Origin of the sequence: Streptomyces sp. NBC_00353 (assembly GCF_036108815.1) — a bacterium.
GTDB lineage: Bacteria > Actinomycetota > Actinomycetes > Streptomycetales > Streptomycetaceae > Streptomyces.
Map to the genome: position 1 here is coordinate 1,291,872 of NZ_CP107985.1, position 15,604 is coordinate 1,307,475.

Annotated in this window: 14 protein-coding genes and 1 pseudogene; 10 read left to right on the forward strand and 5 right to left on the reverse strand. The window is 68.4% G+C overall.

Features of this window, described 5'->3' with window-relative positions; all coding sequences use genetic code 11:
- The first annotated feature begins 49 nt into the window (after positions 1-49).
- From OHA88_RS06295 to exaC, 5 genes are all read left to right on the forward strand, one after another.
- Positions 50-1,537 carry an APC family permease gene (locus OHA88_RS06295; RefSeq protein ID WP_328624584.1) on the forward strand — a complete coding sequence of 496 codons (1,488 nt, stop codon included), beginning with the start codon at positions 50-52 and terminating at the stop codon, positions 1,535-1,537.
- Positions 1,534-2,550 carry an acetamidase/formamidase family protein gene (locus OHA88_RS06300; protein ID WP_267009107.1) on the forward strand — a complete coding sequence of 339 codons (1,017 nt, stop codon included), beginning with the start codon at positions 1,534-1,536 and terminating at the stop codon, positions 2,548-2,550. The genes OHA88_RS06295 and OHA88_RS06300 overlap by 4 nt, the downstream gene beginning before the upstream one ends.
- A gap of 33 nt (positions 2,551-2,583) precedes the next feature.
- Positions 2,584-3,177: an N-acetylmuramoyl-L-alanine amidase gene (locus OHA88_RS06305; RefSeq protein WP_328624585.1), complete on the forward strand. Its 594-nt coding sequence runs from the start codon at positions 2,584-2,586 to the stop codon at positions 3,175-3,177.
- Positions 3,178-3,277: 100 nt separating this feature from the next.
- Positions 3,278-4,528 carry a GAF domain-containing protein gene (locus OHA88_RS06310; RefSeq protein WP_328624586.1) on the forward strand — a complete coding sequence of 417 codons (1,251 nt, stop codon included), beginning with the start codon at positions 3,278-3,280 and terminating at the stop codon, positions 4,526-4,528.
- A gap of 141 nt (positions 4,529-4,669) precedes the next feature.
- Complete coding sequence (exaC, locus tag OHA88_RS06315; RefSeq protein WP_328624587.1) at positions 4,670-6,193, forward strand: acetaldehyde dehydrogenase ExaC; 1,524 nt, start codon at positions 4,670-4,672, stop codon at positions 6,191-6,193.
- Between the two features lie 161 nt (positions 6,194-6,354).
- Here the strand turns inward: exaC and OHA88_RS06320 are convergent, their stop codons facing one another.
- The 3 genes from OHA88_RS06320 to OHA88_RS06330 form a co-directional block, all read right to left on the reverse strand.
- A complete protein-coding gene (locus OHA88_RS06320) occupies positions 6,355-6,738 on the reverse strand; it encodes a hypothetical protein (protein WP_328624588.1) in 384 nt (127 codons plus the stop codon).
- A 233-nt stretch (positions 6,739-6,971) separates the two neighbouring features.
- Complete coding sequence (locus OHA88_RS06325) at positions 6,972-7,124, reverse strand: hypothetical protein (RefSeq protein ID WP_328624589.1); 153 nt, start codon at positions 7,122-7,124, stop codon at positions 6,972-6,974.
- A complete protein-coding gene (locus OHA88_RS06330) occupies positions 7,121-7,315 on the reverse strand; it encodes a hypothetical protein (protein ID WP_267008958.1) in 195 nt (64 codons plus the stop codon). The genes OHA88_RS06325 and OHA88_RS06330 overlap by 4 nt, the downstream gene beginning before the upstream one ends.
- Before the next feature lie 152 nt (positions 7,316-7,467).
- On the opposite strand from OHA88_RS06330, the gene OHA88_RS06335 reads away from it, so the two are divergent.
- The 3 genes from OHA88_RS06335 to OHA88_RS06345 all read left to right on the forward strand — a co-directional run bounded on the left by OHA88_RS06335 (position 7,468) and on the right by OHA88_RS06345 (position 10,001).
- The gene (locus OHA88_RS06335) at positions 7,468-7,728 is read left to right on the forward strand and encodes a GntR family transcriptional regulator (protein WP_267008957.1); all 261 of its coding nucleotides are present in this window, start codon (positions 7,468-7,470) and stop codon (positions 7,726-7,728) included.
- An 832-nt stretch (positions 7,729-8,560) separates the two neighbouring features.
- Positions 8,561-9,394 carry a PIG-L family deacetylase gene (locus tag OHA88_RS06340; protein ID WP_328624590.1) on the forward strand — a complete coding sequence of 278 codons (834 nt, stop codon included), beginning with the start codon at positions 8,561-8,563 and terminating at the stop codon, positions 9,392-9,394.
- Positions 9,395-9,875: 481 nt separating this feature from the next.
- Positions 9,876-10,001 (forward strand): hypothetical protein, encoded by a 126-nt coding sequence (locus OHA88_RS06345; RefSeq protein WP_267008952.1) that lies wholly within the window; start codon positions 9,876-9,878, stop codon positions 9,999-10,001.
- A gap of 19 nt (positions 10,002-10,020) precedes the next feature.
- Here OHA88_RS06345 and OHA88_RS06350 read toward each other — a convergent pair whose 3' ends face one another.
- Together OHA88_RS06350 and OHA88_RS06355 are read right to left on the reverse strand one after the other, a co-directional pair.
- Positions 10,021-10,752, reverse strand: a complete 732-nt coding sequence (locus OHA88_RS06350) for a dienelactone hydrolase family protein (protein ID WP_328624591.1) — start codon at positions 10,750-10,752, stop codon at positions 10,021-10,023.
- A gap of 505 nt (positions 10,753-11,257) precedes the next feature.
- Positions 11,258-11,901, reverse strand: a pseudogene (locus OHA88_RS06355) (transposase); the annotation flags it as partial.
- A 250-nt stretch (positions 11,902-12,151) separates the two neighbouring features.
- Between OHA88_RS06355 and OHA88_RS06360 the strand changes: the two are divergent.
- Entirely contained in the window at positions 12,152-13,693 is a 1,542-nt protein-coding gene (locus tag OHA88_RS06360; RefSeq protein ID WP_328624592.1) for a M28 family metallopeptidase, read from the forward strand.
- A 902-nt stretch (positions 13,694-14,595) separates the two neighbouring features.
- A complete protein-coding gene (locus OHA88_RS06365) occupies positions 14,596-15,330 on the forward strand; it encodes a dienelactone hydrolase family protein (RefSeq protein WP_328624593.1) in 735 nt (244 codons plus the stop codon).
- The last annotated feature ends 274 nt before the right edge of the window (positions 15,331-15,604 follow it).

Consider the following 15,604-nt stretch of genomic DNA (forward strand, 5'->3'; position numbering starts at 1 on the left):
CGTACATCGGACAACGCATTCCGGTCAACGGACAAGAGGGAGTCACAGAGTGTCGGGGGAATCGGAAACCACACTGCTGCGCGATGCCGTCGGGCTGCGCGAAGTTCTCTTCCAGAGCATCACCGCGATGGCGCCCGCCGCCGCCATCGCCGCGTCCATCCCGTCCGGGGCCGCGTTCGCCGGCGGCAGTCTGCCGCTCTCCGTGCTCGTGGCGCTGGTGGCCTGTCTGTTCACCGCTTCGTGCGTCGCGGAGCTGGCCCGCCACCTGCCGGCGGCCGGTTCGGTCGCCACGTACTCCGCACAGGGCCTGCATCCGACCGTCGGCTTCCTGGTGGGCTGGGGCTATGTCTTCGTCGAGGCGCTGGTACCCGCGCTGCTGCTGCTCCAGCTCGGGTTCACGACGGCGGGCACCCTGCACCAGGAGTGGTCGTCGTACCCGGCGGACCTGTGGTGGCCGTGGTCGCTGCTGGGTGCGGTCGTCATCGCGCTCGCCGGCTACTTCGGGGTTCGGGCGTCCGCCCGCTTCGGGACCGTACTCGGCATCTTCGAGGTGCTTGTCTTCGTCGCCTTCGCGGTGCTGCTGATCGGGCAGGCCGGCTCGGACAACACCCTGTCGGTGTTCGGCACGTCGCACACCGCGGACGGCTTCGACGGCATCAGCGGGATCTTCGCGGGCTCCGTCTACACCGTGCTGGCGTTCGCCGGCTTCGAGGCCGCGGCGCCGCTCGCCGAGGAGACGAAGAACCCACGGCGCACGATGCGCCGGGCGGTGCTCGGCGCCGCCCTGTCGATCGGCCTGGTGTACGTCCTCACCACATACGCCATGTCCGTCTACTTCGGGCCGGACAAATTCTCCGGATTCGGCGCTTCGGGCGCCGCGTCATGGGAAGGCATCGCCCGCGCCTCGTTCGGATTGTTCTGGGTGCTGCTCTTCCTCGCCGTCGTCAACTCGACCGTGGCCAACGCCAACGCGTGCGCGAACGTGTCGACGCGTACGGCCTTCGCACTGGGGCGCATCGGAGTGTTCCCGCAGGCGTTCGCCCGGCTCCATCCCCGTCGGCGCTCACCCGTCACCGGAGTGGCCGCGCAGTTCGTGATCGCGGTCGGAGCGACGCTCGGGCTCGGCTTCGGCTATGACCCGGTGACCGCGTTCGTGCTGCTGGCCACCGTCATCGTGACCGTGATCATCGGTGTGTACATCGTCGTCAACCTGGCCTGCGCCGGGTACTTCCTGCGCCGGCGCCGCGACGCGTTCAACCCCGTACTCCACCTCCTCTTCCCGGTACTGGGCATCGCGGCGTTCGTACCGGCACTGCTGACGGCCGCCGGCATCCCGGCCTTCGACTTCGTCTCGGAGCTCAGCGCCCCCGTCTCGTACGCCGGACCGATCGTCGGTATCTGGATGCTCATCGGAATCGTTGTGCTGCTGGTGCTGGTGCGCAGACATCCGGAGCGGGTGGCACAGACCGGACGAATCCATCTGGACGAGGCCCCGGAGGCCGTCGTCGACATCGAAGCAGGAGCAGAACAGCGATGAGCGACCCACGCATCCTGACGGTTCGCCCCAAGGAGGGCGAGTACGCATGGACCTTCGGCGGTGCGGCGCCGGTGGCCCGGATCGAGCCCGGTACCTTCCTCGATGTGTACACGGAGGACTGCTTCGCGGGCCGGGTGCGCTCCGAGAAGGACCTGGTCTCCGCCGTCTGCGAGTTCCCGTTCCTCAACCCGCAGACCGGTCCGTTCCATGTCGTGGGGGCGGAGCCGGGCGATACCGTCGCGGTGCACTTCGTGTCGATCGAACCGGCCAGGGACTGGGCGGCGTCCACGACCGTGCCGCTGTTCGGCGCCCTCACCTCCACCCATACGACGGCTTCGCTGCAGGCCCCGCTGCCCGAGGTGGTGTGGATGTGGCAGCTCGACCGGGCCCGCCGCACCTGTCTCTTCAGCGCCCGCGACAGCGACATCCAGGTGGAGCTGCCGATGGATCCGATGCACGGCACGGTCGGGGTGGCTCCGGCCAATCTGGAGGTGCGGTCCGCGCTGGTGCCGGACGCACACGGCGGAAACATGGACACGCCCGAGATGCGGGCCGGCGTCACCTGCTATCTGGGGGTCAATGTCGAAGGTGCGCTGTTGAGTCTGGGCGATGGCCATGCCCGGCAGGGTGAGGGCGAGACCTGTGGGGTCGCGGTGGAGTGCGCGATGAACACGGTGGTGCTGGTCGAGCTGCTGAAGGGGGTCGCGACGCCGTGGCCGCGGATCGAGTCGGACACCCATCTGATCTCCACCGGCTCCGCCCGCCCTCTCGAAGACGCTTTCCGTATTTCACAGTTGGACCTGGTGCAGTGGTTGGCGCGCGACTACGGGCTCTCCGAGCTTGACGCGTATCAGCTGATCAGCCAGGCCGGTGAGGCTCCGTTGGCGAATGTCTGCGACACCAACTACACCTGTGTGGCGAAGATCCGCAAGAAATGGCTGCCTGCGGGCGATGCTCATGGTGGGCTGCACCGTCATCTGCGGGAGACCGCCGCACTACTGCCCACCGTCTGATCCCGGAACCCCCCTCCCCCCACCGGAGCGTTCATGCACCGCAGAAGGATCCTTCAGGGCGCCGCGGCGACGGCCGCCGCCGCTCTGCTCCCGGCCTCCACCCGCGCCATGGCCTCGTCCACCGCAGGCTCCACCGACTATCCGCTCGCACACTGGACGCCCGCCTCCACCGCCAACTACACGGCCTCGACGCGACCTTCGGCATATCCGGTGCAGTACGTGATCATCCATGTCACGCAGGAGATTTACTCGGACGCGATCGGGATCTTCCAGAATCCGGCGAAGCAGGTATCCGCCCACTATGTGGTGCGTTCGGCCGACGGGTACATCGCACAGTGCGTCCGGGAAGAGAACATCGCCTGGCACGCGGGCAATTGGGACTACAACACCCGCAGTGTCGGAATCGAGCACGAGGGCTGGGTGGACCAGCCGGCGTACTTCACCAACGCCCTGTACGAGCAGTCGGCGCTGCTGACCGCGTCGGTCTGCGACCGCTACGGCATCCCCAAGGACCGTGCGCACATCCTCGGACACGCCGAGGTACCGGGCACCGATCACACCGATCCCGGACCCAACTGGGACTGGGTGCGCTACATCCGCCTCGTCAACCTCTTCAGCACGGGCTGAACCGCAGCCCCGCGTGACTACTCTCCGCACCGAGGTTGTCGCAGAGCCCGGCTGCGACGACGATGGGGGTGCACGACACCCCTTTGGACGGGAGGGTGATTTGACGGACCCCTGGGTAGCCCTGACCGCCGATACGGACCTCGTCGTACGGCTCGGCGAACTGCGTCATGCACACGAGGTGTTCACCACCGCGGGTCGGCTGGAGCTGCCGGTACGATCCGTGGTCGGCGAGTCGTGGCGGCGCTCCGCCCGGGCCCGGGTCAGTCCGGACGGTGCGGCCCAGGTCGAGCTGGGCGCGGACGAGCTCGGACCGTACCGGGAGGGACATCCGCTGGCCCGCGCCATGCCGGTGATCCGTGAACTGATGAGTGCGTACGCCACGGACGGAGAGCATCTCCTCGCGGTGTGCGACGCGCACGGCAGGCTGCTCTGGGTCGAAGGACACGAGACGACACGGCGACGCGCGGGGCGGATGAACTTCGTGGAAGGCGCCCGCTGGTCCGAGTCCGTGGCGGGGACGAACGCACCGGGGACAGCGATCGCCGTGGACCGGCCGGTGCAGGTGTTCGCCGCCGAGCACTTCCTGCGTCCCGTGCAGCAGTGGACCTGCGCCGCGGCGCCACTCCACGATCCGCGCACAGGGCGGGTGCTGGGCGCCGTCGACATCACGGGCGGAAACCGGCTCGCGCACCCGCACAGTCTGGCGTTCGTCCAGGCGGTGGCGCGCGCGGCCGAGTCCCAGCTCGCTCTGCTCGCACCCTCGCCCACCCCCGAGTCCGTACAGCTCAGCGCGCTCGGCCGGGACGAGGCACTGCTCGTCGCGGGCGGCCGCAAGATCCGGCTCAGCAGGCGGCACAGCGAGATACTGGTGACGCTGGCCCGCCATCCGGAGGGCCTGGGCGGCGACGAACTTCTCATCGAGCTGTACGAGGACGAGTCGGTGACCCCGGTGACGCTGCGGGCCGAACTCTCCCGGCTGCGAAGGCTCCTCGGCCCCGAACTCCTGCTCTCCCGCCCGTACCGGTTCGCCGCCCCGGTAGACGCCGACTTCGACACCGTGGCGCGCAGGCTCGCCTCAGGTGCGGTGGCGGCGGCGCTCAGCGCGTACGCAGGGCCGCTGCTGCCCGGTTCACAGGCTCCGTCCGTCGCCCGGCTGAGGCGTCGGCTCGACGATCAGCTGCGGGCCTCACTGATCGCGCGCGGTGACCCGGGACTGCTGGCGGACTGGGCGTACAGCCCGTGGGGCGAGCAAGACCTCCCGGTGTGGCAGGCGCTGGCCGCGGCAGCGCCGCCCGGGCAGCGGCCGGCGCTGCTGGCCAGGGCGCGCGAGCTCGACGCCGAACAGCGCTAGAGCTGCCCAGCCGATCGGGGCGGGGTCTGCGGCGCCCAGCACGACCGCGCCGCGCGCAACGGGCTTGCAACGTTGCGCTGCCTAGCCTCACGCCGAGGGCCGTCCAACGGCGGGCGGCACCGGATCCGGGAGGCCACAGAGATGACCCGTTACGCTGCGCCGGGCACCGAGGACGCCATCGTCTCGTACGAGTCCCGCTACGACCACTGGATCGGCGGCGCCTACGTCCCGCCGACCCGCGGCCAGTACTTCGAGAACCCGAGCCCCGTCAACGGCCGCCCGTTCACCGAGATCGCCCGCGGCACCGCCGAGGACATCGAACTCGCCCTGGACGCGGCACACGCCGCCGCCCCCGCCTGGGGAGCCACGGCCGCCGGCGAGCGCGCGTCGGTCCTCAACCGGATCGCCGACCGGATGGAGGCGCATCTGGAGGAGCTGGCGGTCGCCGAGAGCTGGGACAACGGCAAGCCGGTGCGGGAGACGCTGGCCGCCGACATCCCGCTCGCCATCGACCACTTCCGGTACTTCGCGGGTGCGCTGCGGGCCCAGGAGGGCTCGCTCAGCGAGATCGACGACGACACCGTGGCGTACCACTTCCACGAACCGCTCGGTGTGGTCGCTCAGATCATTCCGTGGAACTTCCCGATCCTGATGGCGACCTGGAAGCTGGCCCCGGCGCTCGCCGCGGGCAACGCGGTGGTCCTCAAGCCGGCCGAGCAGACCCCGGCCTCCATTCATGTGTGGCTGAGCCTGGTCGCCGATCTGCTGCCGCCGGGTGTCGTCAACATCGTCAACGGGTTCGGCGCGGAGGCCGGCAAGCCGCTCGCCTCCAGCCCGCGGGTCGCGAAGATCGCCTTCACCGGCGAGACCACGACCGGGCGGCTGATCATGCAGTACGCCTCCGAGAACATCAAGCCGGTGACGCTGGAGCTGGGTGGCAAGTCGCCGAACATCTTCTTCGACGACGTCTGGTCGGAGAACGACGACTTCCGCGACAAGGCCCTCGAAGGGTTCACGATGTTCGCCCTCAACCAGGGCGAGGTGTGCACCTGTCCGTCGCGTGCGCTGATCCAGCGCGGGCACTACAGCGAGTTCCTGGAAGCAGGCATCGCCCGCACCGAGAAGATCGTGCCGGGCCACCCGCTGGACACGGACACCATGATCGGCGCGCAGGCCTCCAACGACCAGCTGCAGAAGATCCTTTCCTATCTGGACATCGGCCAGCAGGAGGGTGCAAAGGTGCTGTCGGGCGGTCAGAAGGTCGAGTACGACGGCGAGCTGGCGGGCGGCTACTACGTCCAGCCGACCATTTTCGAGGGCGACAACCGGATGCGGGTCTTCCAGGAGGAGATCTTCGGCCCGGTCGTCGCGGTGACGTCCTTCTCGGACTTCGACGACGCGATCAGCACGGCGAACGACACGCTGTACGGCCTCGGGGCAGGCGTCTGGACCCGGGACATCAACACCGCGTACCGGGCGGGCCGCGCGATCCAGGCAGGCCGGGTCTGGACGAACTGCTACCACGCCTACCCCGCGCATGCGGCCTTCGGCGGCTACAAGCAGTCCGGGATCGGCAGGGAGAACCACAAGATGATGCTGGAGCACTACCAGCAGACGAAGAACCTTCTGGTGTCGTACTCCGCGAAGAAGCTCGGCTTCTTCTAGACACCAAAGAAGGGTGCCTGACCAGGTTTTTTTACCTGCCAGGCACCCTTCGTGGCGCGCATCTACGTCGTGGAATGAAATGCGAGGTTACTCCCGATAACTGCCACAGCTGTCCCGCCTTTGACCAGTTGTTCCGAGGCATTTCCGGGCCAAGGTCCAACTCATGTGTCCCACACGCCGCCCTTCGGCCTCTCCCATCGCCGCATCGACTCCTCAATCAAGTTGTTGGCGTGGTTCCGTGCCTCGGCCAGGAACTTGGCGTAGTAGCGGAAGAGAACCTGGATGCTCTGTCCGGCCCGCCGCGCACACTCTGCGGGGTCGACACCCGAGGCAAGCCAGACCGAGATTGCCTGGGTGCGCCGCCGGACCGGCCCGTCCCCGTCGGCTCGCTGGTCGACTCCGGACTCGGTCCGATCGACGCGCAGGTCGCTGCCATACAGATGGCCGCCGAAGCGCTGCAGGGCGCACTGGGGGTTCAGGTCGAGGCTGTGCGCATTCCGGCACTCAAGCGGGACAACCCCCTCGATCTCCTCTACCGGCAGCACGTCTTGGAGGTGAAGCCGGACTTCCGGGAGGTCACCGCCGGTCACGAGGGCCAGGCTCCAGACCGGCAGAGCTCCGGCGCCCTCGCGCGCGTCCTCGCCCTCCCCGCGCCAACCATGCCGCTATAGCCATAGCGCGACAGCCCCGCCCCTCTGATCAAATCGCGGACGGGCGGCCCCGGCACTGAACCCCGCCCGCACCCTGGCCAGCGCCGGCCCCGGGTACGGGCGGGAGTTCAGCGGTTGCGGGGCGAGTACGTCCACGGGCGCGGCGGTGGCGGCGCGGGGCAGCGGCCCTTGTGGAGGTAGAGCGTGCGGCCTGTGCCGGACGCGCCGGGCATGTCGCGGGTCTCCGTCTCGGCCGGAGTCATCGGGCGGTCGCAGATCATCGGACCTCCCCCGCGCGCCGCTTCGCCGCCCGGTAGACCCGGCGCAGCTCAGTGGCGCCCGCGCAGTCCATGCCTCCCGTGCGGCACTCGGCGCACGCCTGGGTGTGGCGGATGAACCCGCTGTATGCGGTCTGGACGGTGGCGTCTTCGGCCCTGTGCTCGGCCGCCATTGGGCCGGTGTTCTCAGGCACGTCATCAGCTCCCACTGCTGGTCTCCACACTGCCGGGCCGTGTCATCGGCTGCGAAGGTCTTCGCGTAAGTTCAGCATAGCCTGAGCATGCTACGGCGTGCTAGGTATGCCATCTCTCGCGTGATGCGCTATGCCCTGCCTAGCTTGGCCAGGTGATCGAATTTGTTCCTGACCAGCCACGGTGGCGCCAGGTCGCCGAAGTGATTCGGCAAAGGATCGTGGACGGCACCTACGCGCCGCGCACCCGCGTGCCGTCGGTGCTCCAACTCCAAGCCGAGTTCGGGATCGCCGCAGCAACCGGGCAGAAGGTGCACCGGGCGCTGCGCGAGGATGGACTCATCTACACGGAACCCGGGCTCGGGTCGTTCGTCGCACGCCCTCTGCCGTCGGGTGGCGACGCCCCCCACGGGTGACTTCACGTCACGGCGGTCGGCAGCGCGAAGAATGCGGCGACAGTTACACCCAGGCGTAACTGTCACTGCCCGGCATGCCGCACGTTCGTGACGATGCGCAGCTGAACGGTCCGGGCGGCGGGGCCTGACATTGAGGCGTGCCAGATCTGCACCCCGCCGGCTGTCCTGGCTGAGGGCCGCCGGGTGCGGGATTTTCTTGCCTCCCACGCCGTCGAGGAGAAGGCGGCCGGCATGGCGGGGAACCGGGCAGTGCAAGCCCATAGGGGGCGCTGCCCGCAGAACTCGTCTTGGGGGCGCTGTTTGGCGGGACCTCGGGACCTGCCACCGGGCCGCCACGCGATCGGGGACGAGTGCAGGCGCGAGCCGGGCCCGAAGGGCGACACGGGTGCACCAGGGCCGTGCTCGGACATCGATACCTACTCCCGAACCGACGCCCAAGGATTCACCGATCCGGCGTTCCGGAGAGGCGGCCCGCAGCGCGCCCCCTTCCACGAGAGCCAACTCGTCTGAGAACAGCGCCCGGCGTCATTCTCAAACCACCTGGCAACCTCACAGGTCAGCGCCCCACCAGCTGCCAACTCGAATCGGACGGGACAGCAGGTCGCGTCTGTACCTCGTTCGCGTTGAAACGCCGACGCCGGGAAGGCCAAGCGGCCGCGCCGGGAACAGGCGGTCCGGTCGGCACGGTTGCATCGACCGAGGGACCGGCGCCGCACGGGCGGGGAACACGGAGACCACAAGGTCGTCCGCCCCACCAGGATCCGGGCCCCAGGGTCGCGGTACGCCCGCCGCGCACTCGGACCAAGACGTATTTCTGCAGGAGGACTGTTTCATGACTGACCTGCCCTTGACGCTCATGGCAGTACACGCCCATCCCGACGACGAGGCCACCGGAACCGGAGGGGTCCTCGCGCGGTACGCGGCGGAAGGCATCCGCACCGTTCTCGTGACGTGTACCGACGGCGGTTGCGGTGACGGACCGGGGGGTGCCAAGCCGGGCGATCCCGGGCACGATCCGGCGGCGGTCGCCTTGATGCGCCGTCAAGAACTTGAGGCGAGCTGTGACGTCCTGAAGGTCAGCGATCTGGAGATGCTGGACTATGCCGACTCCGGGATGACGGGCTGGCCGAGCAACGACGCCCCCGGATCCTTCTGGCAGACCCCCGTGCAGGAAGGCGCGGCCCGACTCGCGGAACTCATGCGGCACTACCGACCTGATGTGGTCGTCACCTACGACGAGAACGGCTTCTACGGCCACCCCGACCACATCCAGGCCCACCGCATCACGATGGCGGCGCTGGAGATGACCGCGCTGACACCGAAGGTGTACTGGACCACGATGCCCCGCTCGATGATGCAGCGGTTCGGCGAGATCATGCGCGAGTTGCATGAGGACATGCCGGAGCCGGATCCCGCCGAGGCCGCCGCGATGGCCGAGATCGGCCTCCCCGACGATGAGATCACCACGTGGGTGGACACCACCGCGTTCAGCGGTCAGAAGTTCGACGCGCTGGCCGCGCACGCCAGTCAGGGCGAGAACATCTTCTTCCTCAAGATGGGCAACGAGAGGTTCGGCGAGTTGATGGGCATGGAGACCTTCGTACGTGTCCAGGACGCCACCGGCGCGGTCATACCCGAGAACGATCTCTTCGCCGGACTACGCTGATCCAGCCGCCCGGCCGGCCGGGAAAGCGCATCGACCGCACGGCGCGATCGAGCGGGTCACACACCCGGAGGCTTGTCCACGCGAGTTCCGCTCCGGCAGTCCGTCCAGGCCCTCGCCGACGGCGTCGACGCGTGCCCGCACTTCCGACCCGCCACCGCGCTCGTCCCCAAACCACCTGACAACCGCACAGGTGGGAGCCCTGCGCACTGCTGACTCGGAAGTGGCGCGACAGCCCAGGTCACAAGCCCGGCGGTCTGCTCCGGTCAAGACAGACCGCCGAGGAAGCGACACGAAGCTGAGGCTCCGATGTCCGACACGCCGTGAGGCAACGGAAGGAGAAGCAGGTCACGAGAGCGGTCTCCGACACCAACCGCGAGACCCTACAACAATGAAGCCAGTCGCCCTGTCATCCAATCGAGGCGTTTGACACCGAACCTAGGCGTCCACGCCCTTGCGCCGCCCCGACCGGCCGGTACCACCGATGGCCGGTACCGCCGCGATCGGGGCGGTCGTGCATCTACCGGCTACCGCCATCGAGGAGGGCCGGGACCTGTCCTCGATGAGCGGCATCCTGACCGACACCGCCTACCGTCTGCTGCTGGCCTGACGGCGGGGGTGGTCGGCGGCTAGCTCAGATGCCGTGTGAAGAACTGGGCCGCGGCGTCCCCCGCGAACTGCGGGACGCCGGTGTGCCCGCCCAGATTGGCGTGCAGCGTCTTCTCCTTGGAGCCGAAGGCGTCGAACAGGTCCAGGGCTTGCTGCCGGTCGTTTCCTTCGTCGTCCCACTGCAGCAGGACGTGCAGCGGAATGGTGACCTGCCGGGCCTCCTCGAACAGGGCGCGAGGCACGAAACTCCCGGCGAACAGAACGGCGGCCGAGATGCGCGGCTCGACCACTGCCAGCCGGGTCCCGATGGCGATCACTCCCCCCGAGTACCCGACCGGGCCGCCGATCTCGGGCAGCGAAAGGAGGGCGTCCAGGGTGGTCTGCCATTCCGGGACCGCCTTGTCGACCAGCGGGAGGACGAGCCGGTCCACGATCTCGTCGTCGACCGGCTCGCCGGCCTCCAGCGCCCGGCGCAGGTCGGCGCGGGCCTGCTCGGCGGCGGCTGAACGGGGCCGGTCACCGCTTCCGGGGAGCTCGATGGTGGCCGCGGCGAAGCCCTCCGCCGCTGAGTGCCGGGCCCGGGCCGCCAGTCGGGGGTACATCTTGTGCAGTCCGCCGGGGTGGCCGAGCAGGATCAGCGGCGCCGGTGCGGATGCGGATCCGGGCGTCCACAGGATCCCGGGGATCTCGCCGAGGGTGAATTCGCGTTCGAGGACGCCGTCGTCGAGGCGTTGTTCGGAAGTGAATTGCATGGTCGTGCCTTTCGGGAGTGCTCGTAAGCGGCGCTCCCGGACGACCTATCGTCCGACCGTGACCCCGGAGGGGAGCACCCATGTCGATACTGTGTTCACGGGTACCACCTCCTCGTTCTCTCGCACGGCCTCCGGAAAGGTAGCAGTGGTCGCCGTGGTCCGCCAACGGGTTTTTGCGGAGGCTCCGTGGCCGGATGCCACGGAGCCACTCGCCCAAAGGCCAAGGCCGTATGGTTAGGGGCTTCGGGCTTGTGTGGTCACGGTGTGGTGCAGGCCGGGACGTAGGAAGCGGAGCCCTGTCAGGGACGGTTTGGCGCGGGCCTGGTACAGCTGCGACAACACCGCCGCCATGAGCCTCTGTGGTGGGCCGGGCGCGCCCCGGGCTCCCGTTCACCACGTACCTCCGCCACCATCCTTTGACATCGACGTAAGTCCACCCAAGGCTTGTCCCGTAAATGATCTGTGACTGGGTGTGGCGTGGTCGGTGGCCAGTCCGGCTGGTCGCCTATCCGGCGAGGTTGAGGTTGTGCAGGCGGGCGATGCCGAGCATGGCGTGGTGGACGCCATCGCCTTTGAGGCGGCAGTCGCGGAGGATCTTCCAGGTCTTCATGCGGGCGAAGACGTGCTCGACGCGGGCACGGACCTGCTTGTGGGACTTGTTGTGGGCCTGCTTCCAATCGGGGAGTTCTTCGCCCTTGCGGCGGCGGTGGGGCATCACGAGCCCGGTGCCCGGACAGCCGCCGTCGGCGATCGTCATCGTATTACCGACCCCAGCCTTCGCGCCGGACTCCTGCCACGCCTTGCAGTCGTTGCGGTTGCCCGGCAGCGGTCGGCCGACCACCACGACGAGCCGGGTGTCGGCGTCGATGACGACCTGGTGGTTGGTGGAGTACCGGTAGTTCTTGGACTGCGCGGCAATGTGCGGTCGCGAGTAGGTACCAGGGTGCCGTCCACGATGAGCACGGTGTCCTTACGGAACCGCTTGCGTGGCTGGAGCGCGAGTGATGGGCCGAGGTGGTCGATGACGCGGTCGGCCACGGACTTCGAGATACCGAAGAGCGGGGCGAGCTGGCGCATCGTCAAGTTCGTGCGCCAGTACGCCGACACGAGCAGCACCCGGTCCTCCAGCGGAAGAGCCCACGGGCGACCCTCGCTTCCAGCCAACTTCGGTTGGGTCAGCGCCGATCGGTGTGCTCGGCACCGCGCACGGACGGCGTCGACGCCGAAGATTCCGGTCAACCCATTACCAACCGTTTACTGAGCAGATACCTTTCTCCTTGCCGGTGGCGGGGGCGGAGCGATCCGGCCGCCCCTGCCTGCCCCGGAGTACCGCCGCACGTCGTTCGGGCTGTTTTCGACCATTACGCCCATTTCTCATGGACCGTCGGAAGGAAGCGTTTTGAACGCTCGGAACCGCCGCACCACGGTAGCCGCCGTATCCGTCGCAGGGCTCATAGCGCCGCTGCTGCTGATCGGATCGGGCACCGCCTCCGCCCACAGCGACCCTGCCAAGGAGGCTGCCAAGCTCGCAAAGAAGCTCGTCAAGAAGAGCAACGCCGAGGATGCCTACGAGCATCTGAAGCAGTTCCAGCGGATCGCTGACAAGAACGGGAACACCCGGGTGGCCGGGTCAGAGGGGCACCGGAAGTCGGCCGAGTACGTCGAAGGCCTGTTGAGGAAGGCCGGGTACTCGGTGACCCGGAACGAGTTCGACTACCCGTTCACCGAGACGCTGGCGCAGAGCCTGCGGGTGGTGTCGCCGCAGCAGCAGGACGTCCCGTTGATCGCCATGACGTACTCCGCCAGCAGCCCGGTCGGCGGCATCACCGCCCCGGTCGCAGCGGTGCCGGTCGACGCCACCACCGGCTGCGAGCCTGAGGACTACGCCCCCGGGACGTTCACCGGCAAGATCGCGCTGATCAAGCGCGGCGGCTGCACCTTTGCGCAGAAGCAGGAGACCGCCGCCGGTGCGGGCGCGGTCGGCGCGATCATCTACAACAACACCGAGGGCGCGCTCAACGGCACGCTGGGAGACCCATCCGTCGCCAAGATCCCGGCCGGCGGCGTCACTCAGGCGGACGGCGAGGCGCTCGCGGCCAAGGCCGCCGCCGGCGCAGTGACCGTCAACCTGGAAATCCGCACCTTCGCGGAGACCCGGCACACCTACAACGTGATCGCCGAGACCAAGGGTGGCGACGCCGACAACGTGGTGATGTTCGGCGCCCACCTGGACTCGGTGGCGGCCGGCCCGGGCATCAATGACAACGGCTCCGGCTCCGCCGGCATTCTCGACGTGGCCCTGAACCTTGCCCACAAGAACGTCAAGAACAAGGTGCGCTTCGCCTGGTGGTCGGCTGAGGAGTTCGGCCTGCTGGGCTCGGAGGCGTACGTCAACAGCCTCTCGGCGGCGGACCTTGCGAAGGTCAAGCTGTACCTGAACTTCGACATGATCGCCTCGCCGAACTACGCCCAGTTCGTCTACGACGGCGACGACTCCGACCAGGTCGGTGCCGGCCCCGGCCCGGAGGGCTCGGCGCAGCTGGAGAGGCAGATCACCGACTACCTGGACAGCCGGGGCACCCCGCAAGAGGGCACCGATTTCACCGGCCGGTCGGACTACGGGCCGTTCATCGAGGTAGGCATCCCCTCGGGCGGCACCTTCACCGGCGCCGAGGGCATCAAGACGGCCGAGCAGGCAAAGGCGTACGGCGGTAAGGCCGGTGTCGCGTACGACGCCTGCTACCACGCCGCTTGCGACACCCTGAAGAACATCAACATGAAGGCGTTCGACGTCAACGTCGACGTCATCGCCAACGCGGTGGGCCAGTACGCCTGGGACACCAGTCTTCTGAGCAAGCCGGTGGCGCCGCAGAACACCAATGGTTCGGCGGGCAGCGGCGGTGGCCTGCACGAGGGCCACGACCACGAGGTCACCGAGTAACTCCCGGTGCACACGGGGGGGGGAGGGCCGGACTGTCCGGCCCTCCCCTTCGATGCTGCAGCGGGATGCGCGGTCGCTACGGTTCCTTGCGGAGGGAGACCCTGGCAGGTGGGCTCGGCCGGCATCGGGATGACCGCGCGGCTGACATGCCACGGCGCGCCATCAGTCGCGCGCGCCGTCCGGGTCGTGGCGGTGGCCGCGGCACCGCCCACCGCTGCCTCGTGGTGCTGCGCCTCGCTCCACTTCAACGCCAACTCGCGCCGGGTGCTGCGGTCCTCCTCTGTGTGGCCGACCGTACGGGCATGGTCGAGGAACAGGAGGGCCCCGTCACCCCGGTCGTCGAGCCAGTCATCCACATCCTCGCCGCAGATGATTCCGGGCTCGGCAGAGACCCCACGCCCGACCATCACAGACCAGATGACCGACCCCATCAGCGGCGAACCAGCCGACCTGGTCGAGAGCATGATTGGCAGAGGGCGCAACGGACGGCAGATCTGGACAGTGCTCATGGACCACCACGACTACTTGATCACATACGGCTCCATCCGCCACTGCATCAGATACGCACGATCCCGGACGGCACCAGCACGAGCAGAGGCCAACGGATCAGCCACCCCTTGACAGCCCGGGTTCAGGATCCGAGGGTTGGCCGACATCATTCTCGTGAACCGCACTGTGGACTGGGGTGTTGGCGTCGGCTTTTGCCCGGTGGGCTAGGCTGCTCGGTCATGAATACCGGGACGGCATTGCGCCACACACGGATTGGTGACCCGGTGCTCTTCTGAGCGCCGTACGGGCCGGTGTGGGCCCGCTGTTCGATCGAGGATCTTGCGCTGCTGCGCGGGCTCCGCCTCCGTCGTGTTGATCACAGCCTCGGCACATCAACCACGACAGGAGAACTCATGCCCACCAAGACGCTGCAGATTCCCACCACGGATGGCCAGGCCGACGCCTTCGCCACCTTCCCCGACCACGGCGAGCGGCGCCCAGGGGTGCTGATGTACGCGGATGGCTTCGGCATCCGGCCCGTGCTGCGGGAGATGGCCCGCGAACTGGCCGGGCACGGGTACTACGTACTCGTGCCCAACCTCTTCTACCGGCACGGCCCGGCACCGCTGATCGAACTTCCTGACCGCATCGGAGAAGAGGTCCGGCCCGCGCTCATGGCCCAGCTGATGCCGTTGATCGAGGCACACACCGCCGAACGCGTACTGCGTGACGCCGACGCCTACCTCAGGTTCCTCACCACCCAGCCCGAGGTCGCCGCCGGGCCGGTCGCGGTGACCGGCTACTGCATAGGCGGCCTCCTGGCGATGCGCACCGCCGCGGCCCACCCCGGCCAGGTGGCCGCCGTCGCCGCATTCCACGGTCCCGTGGGCGCGGACGGGCCCGACATCCTCGCCGAGATCACCGCCCAGGTCCACTTCGGCCACGCCGAAAGCGACCTGACGCCCGAGGCCCTGAGCGAGCTCAACCGGGCCTTGGACGCCGCGAAGGTCGACTACACCTCCGAGATCTACCCCGGCACCGTCCACGGGTTCACCATGTCCGACACCGACGCCTTCGACCCCACCGGACTGCAGCGCCACTGGGACCGCCTGCTCCCCCTCCTCGACCGCACACTGGCCAACAGCTGAGGCTCCGGCTCGGAAACCAAACCTGAAGTACACGGCTGCGACCAGCAGACGGCTCGGCGGGCCACACCGATGTCGGCATGGCCGGCCCGCCGGCCTCCGAACGCTGGATGGCCGTCGAGCAGGCCGACTCCGTCTGGGAGCTTTCGGCTGGCGCGGCGGAATTGCTCGCCGTCGCCGCCGGGGCTTCCCCAGTGTCCCGTCTCAAATGATCCGGTCCCTGGTGATGCCTGTGACCTGCAGCGACCAGAAGAGCCGAGATGCTGTGACGCTGGAA

Coding starts and splice junctions, on each gene's coding strand:
- OHA88_RS06300 (WP_267009107.1), top strand. CDS start 1,534: ATGAGCGACCCACGCATCCTGACGGTTCGCCCCAAGGAGGGCGAGTAC.
- OHA88_RS06305 (WP_328624585.1), top strand. CDS start 2,584: ATGCACCGCAGAAGGATCCTTCAGGGCGCCGCGGCGACGGCCGCCGCC.
- exaC (WP_328624587.1), top strand. CDS start 4,670: ATGACCCGTTACGCTGCGCCGGGCACCGAGGACGCCATCGTCTCGTAC.
- OHA88_RS06325 (WP_328624589.1), bottom strand. CDS start 7,124: ATGATCTGCGACCGCCCGATGACTCCGGCCGAGACGGAGACCCGCGAC.
- OHA88_RS06340 (WP_328624590.1), top strand. CDS start 8,561: ATGACTGACCTGCCCTTGACGCTCATGGCAGTACACGCCCATCCCGAC.
- OHA88_RS06345 (WP_267008952.1), top strand. CDS start 9,876: ATGGCCGGTACCGCCGCGATCGGGGCGGTCGTGCATCTACCGGCTACC.
- OHA88_RS06350 (WP_328624591.1), bottom strand. CDS start 10,752: ATGCAATTCACTTCCGAACAACGCCTCGACGACGGCGTCCTCGAACGC.
- OHA88_RS06365 (WP_328624593.1), top strand. CDS start 14,596: ATGCCCACCAAGACGCTGCAGATTCCCACCACGGATGGCCAGGCCGAC.